3 protein-coding genes are annotated in these 3,561 nt (G+C 61.2%); 1 reads left to right on the top strand and 2 read right to left on the bottom strand.

Annotated elements, in window-relative coordinates; all coding sequences use genetic code 11:
• Nucleotides 1-159 precede the first annotated feature (159 nt).
• Nucleotides 160-1,362 (bottom strand): serine hydrolase domain-containing protein, encoded by a 1,203-nt coding sequence (locus tag WA989_RS13500; protein WP_424341011.1) that lies wholly within the window; start codon nt 1,360-1,362, stop codon nt 160-162.
• 82 nt (nt 1,363-1,444) lie between these two features.
• On the bottom strand, nt 1,445-2,044 hold the full coding sequence (locus tag WA989_RS13495) for a YqaA family protein (RefSeq protein ID WP_424341010.1): 600 nt from the start codon (nt 2,042-2,044) through the stop codon (nt 1,445-1,447).
• A gap of 214 nt (nt 2,045-2,258) precedes the next feature.
• On the opposite strand from WA989_RS13495, the gene WA989_RS13490 reads away from it, so the two are divergent.
• Nucleotides 2,259-3,539 carry an MFS transporter gene (locus WA989_RS13490; protein ID WP_424341012.1) on the top strand — a complete coding sequence of 427 codons (1,281 nt, stop codon included), beginning with the start codon at nt 2,259-2,261 and terminating at the stop codon, nt 3,537-3,539.
• Nucleotides 3,540-3,561: the final 22 nt, after the last annotated feature.

The following is a 3,561-nucleotide window of genomic DNA, read 5'->3' as shown; positions in this document are numbered from 1 at the left end:
CAGGACCAGTTCGACCTCATCACCGATCTCGGCGGCCATTTCATTCAGGGGTATTACTACTCCAAACCGCTTTCGGCCGGCGACGCGCACATGGTGCTGCAGATCGAGTTCGAGGACCTGGAAGACGCCCGCCCGCGCGCGGCGAGCTGAGCGCGCCCTTTACCTGATCCAGGCGCCCGGCGCATTCGTCTTGTAGCCAAGCGCGCGGTAGGCCGCATCGATCAGCGACTGGCCACGCTCATTCATGAGAAGATTCCGGCCCATCTGGCTCATCGTATAGCTGAAGGCGAGGCCGCATTCGGGATCCGCGAAGCCGATATGGCCGCCGGCCCCGACATGGCCGAAGGCTTTCTCTCCCATGATCGCTGACTGGTCCTGGCCTTCTGGAAGGGCGCGATTGTCCATCGACTTCATGAAACCGGATGCGAACCGCGTCGGTACCAGCAGGGTCGCGTCGCGCTGCGTAGCGGTGCTGACCATGGTCATCGCCTGCAGGCGCTCATGTGAGACCAGAGACCCGTCATCGCAAGCGAGCGGGGTATACATGGCCACCTGCCCGCGCGCATTGGAAATGCCGCCGGCGCCGCCAATCTCGGCGGAGTGCGCATCGGCATCATTCGCCCCCCATCCGCCATTGTTGAGGAAGGACAGCGCCTGGATCGAGGTTGGTTCTGACAGCAGGAGTTTCGTGAAATCCGACAGCGGGTCGGTCGGCTGCGGAATATAGGGCAGGATATCGGCGATATGCAGATCAGCATCGTCCGGAATGCCGATCCAGAATTTTGCGCCGGTCGGACCTGCGACCTCGTCAGCGAGGAACTTGCCGAGCGACTTGCCTGACACACGCCGGACCAGTTCGCCCACGGTCCAGCCGAAATTGACCATGTGATAGCCATTGCGCGTGCCCGGCTCCCACCAGGCTGCCTCGTCCTCCATCCGTTTGATCATGTAGTCCCAGTCGAGAAAGCCCTTTTCCTTGATCGGCTCTTTCAGCGCAGGGATCGCGCTTTCATGGTTCAGCATCATCTGAACCGTCGTGTTCTCTTTTCCGTTCTTGGCGAATTCAGGCCAGTATTTCGAGACTGGTGCCTGAAGCTCCAGCTGGCCGCGATCAATCAGGATATGCGCGCAGAGCGCCGTCGCCGCCTTTGTGCAGGAGAAGATGATCGAGACTGTGTCTTCGCGCCAGGGATCGCCGCTCGCCTTGTCGGCAACACCGCCCCAGAGATCGACCAGCGTTTCGCCATTCACGCTGAGGCAGACAGATGCGCCCGCCTCGCCCCGCTCGGCGAAATTGCGTTCGAATTCTTCTTTCAGCTCAGCGACTTTCGGGTCGCAGCTTCCCTGCACAGCGCTCGACATGGCTTTTCCTCTCCCAGGATAATTTTCGCCAAGTCTTTTCGAGTTGGAGGCATGTTGCAAGCACCTCCCCTGCGGCAAGTCCCTAGAAGAAGAGGAAATAAACGACGAAGCCGACAAACAGGACACCGCCCAATACGGTCAGCTCGAGTTCATGCTCTTCAAGCATGTCCTCGGCCCGCTGCCCAATTGCCATGACGAGCCCGGCCAATGCGAAGTAGCGGATGGAGCGCGACAGCGCGACGGCGAGGATGAAATACAAGAGCGGATAGCCAGCTGCACCTGCGGCTGCCACACCGACCTGGAACGGGAAGGGTGTGATGCCGATCATGAACAGGGTCGCAAAGCCGTCATTCTGCAGCTTGTCCATCATTTCGGTGTATGAGCCTTCGGCATCCAGCATTGACACCAGCGGCTGGATCGCCTCTTCGGCAAAGACCGCTCCAAGCCAGTACATGACCACGCCGCCGAGCACGTTCCCCAGCAGAAGCGCAGCCGCGATGAGCCAGGCTTTTTTCCGCTTCAGAATCATCAATGGAAGGAAGACTGGCTCCATGGGCACGACGATAATCGTGTTCTCGACGAACCCGATGGCGGTCGCAAGCGGTAAGGCCCAAGGGCCTTCCCCCCACTCGGAGACTCGGTCCCGGAGGGATTTCTTCTGCACCTGCTGCGTTTCGGACATGCCAGTTTAACGGCGGATTGACACTAAGTGTTCCGAGACGAGTGAGCGTCTTGGAAAGAAAGCCCGCGCTAGACTCGCACCTTCCGGACCTCCGTCGCGTCGTTGATCCCGGACAGACCAATTGCCTGTCTGACCGTCAGGACTAGGTCAAGCAGGCCGCATTGTTACCGAAAGACCCGTCTTGAGCCAGAAAAGCCTCGATATCGCCTACCGCATGCTGACATCTGACGATGATGGCCGGGTGTGCAAAGACATTCCGGAAGCCGCCTGCAATCATCAGCCGCGCAATTTCATCACTCACATTGCCGCGCTCGGATCGACCAAGACTGCCGACGGCCTGATCGACCCGAAACTGGTGCTCTCCTGGCTGCTGACACAGCTCGGCGCACCGGCCCTGTTCATCGGCCTGCTCGTGCCTGTGCGTGAGTCGGGCGCTCTCTTGCCGCAATTGTTTACCGCCGCGGGCCTCCGCCAGCTCGCGCAGCGCAAATGGGCCTGGTGCGCAGGCAGCGTCATTCAGGGGCTGTGCGCCATAGGGATCGCCATCGCCGGTCTGACGCTTGAAGGCCATGCCGCCGGCATCGCGATTGTAATGGCGCTTGCCATGCTCGCCCTCGCCCGCAGCGTCTGTTCGGTCACCTACAAGGACGTTCTCGGAAAGACCGTGTCCAAGTCGCGCCGCGGCACCGCGACGGGCACGGCCTCCTCGCTCTCTGCCTTGTTCGTCATCCTGTTCGGCCTCGCGCTTGCGAGTGGCCTGACAGACCGCATGACAATCGTGATCGCAGGCCTGCTGATTGCCGGAGGGCTCTGGCTTGTCGCTGCAGCGCTGTTCGCCACTCTCGCCGAAGAGAAAGGCGCGACAGAGGGCGGCAGGAATCCGATGAAGGCCGCTCTCTCGAACCTCTCACTCCTGAAAGAGGATGCCCAGCTTCGCCGCTTTATCGCGGCGCGCGGCCTGCTCATTTCGACCGCGCTTGCCCCGCCCTTCATGGTGGCGCTGGGCGCAGCCGATGAGGCTGAAAACATGTTCGGCGGGCTCGGCCTCCTGGTTATCGCCTCATCCGGGGCAGCGCTGCTCAGTTCCTATGTCTGGGGCCGTCTTGCAGACCGCTCGAGCCGCAAGGTGCTTGTCTTTTCGTCCATTGCGGCAACGCTGGCCCTTGCTGCCACTCTCGCCCTTCATGCAGCCGGCTTGCTTCAGGACGTCTGGGCCCTGCCCGCAATGATCTTCGCATTGATGATCGCCTATCAGGGCGTGCGCCTCGGCCGGTCCACGCATCTGGTCGACATGGCGACAGAAGACACGCGCGCCGCATACACGGCACTGTCCAATACGATCATCGGCATTCTGCTCCTGCTGGGCAGTGTGTTCAGTGTAATTGCCAGCCTTGCTGGCCTGCAAACCGTTCTGGGCCTGCTCGCCCTGATGAACGCTGCGGCGGTGCCGTGTGCGCTTGGTCTGGATGAGGTCCAGAACAGTCCAGACAACTGAGCGCCAGCCGGCCGGGTTGGCG

It is taken from the genome of Henriciella sp. (assembly GCF_049649345.1).
Classification (GTDB): Bacteria; Pseudomonadota; Alphaproteobacteria; order Caulobacterales; family Hyphomonadaceae; genus Henriciella.
Note: the sequence above shows the minus strand (reverse complement) of the source record. Positions and strands in the feature narration are given on the sequence as shown.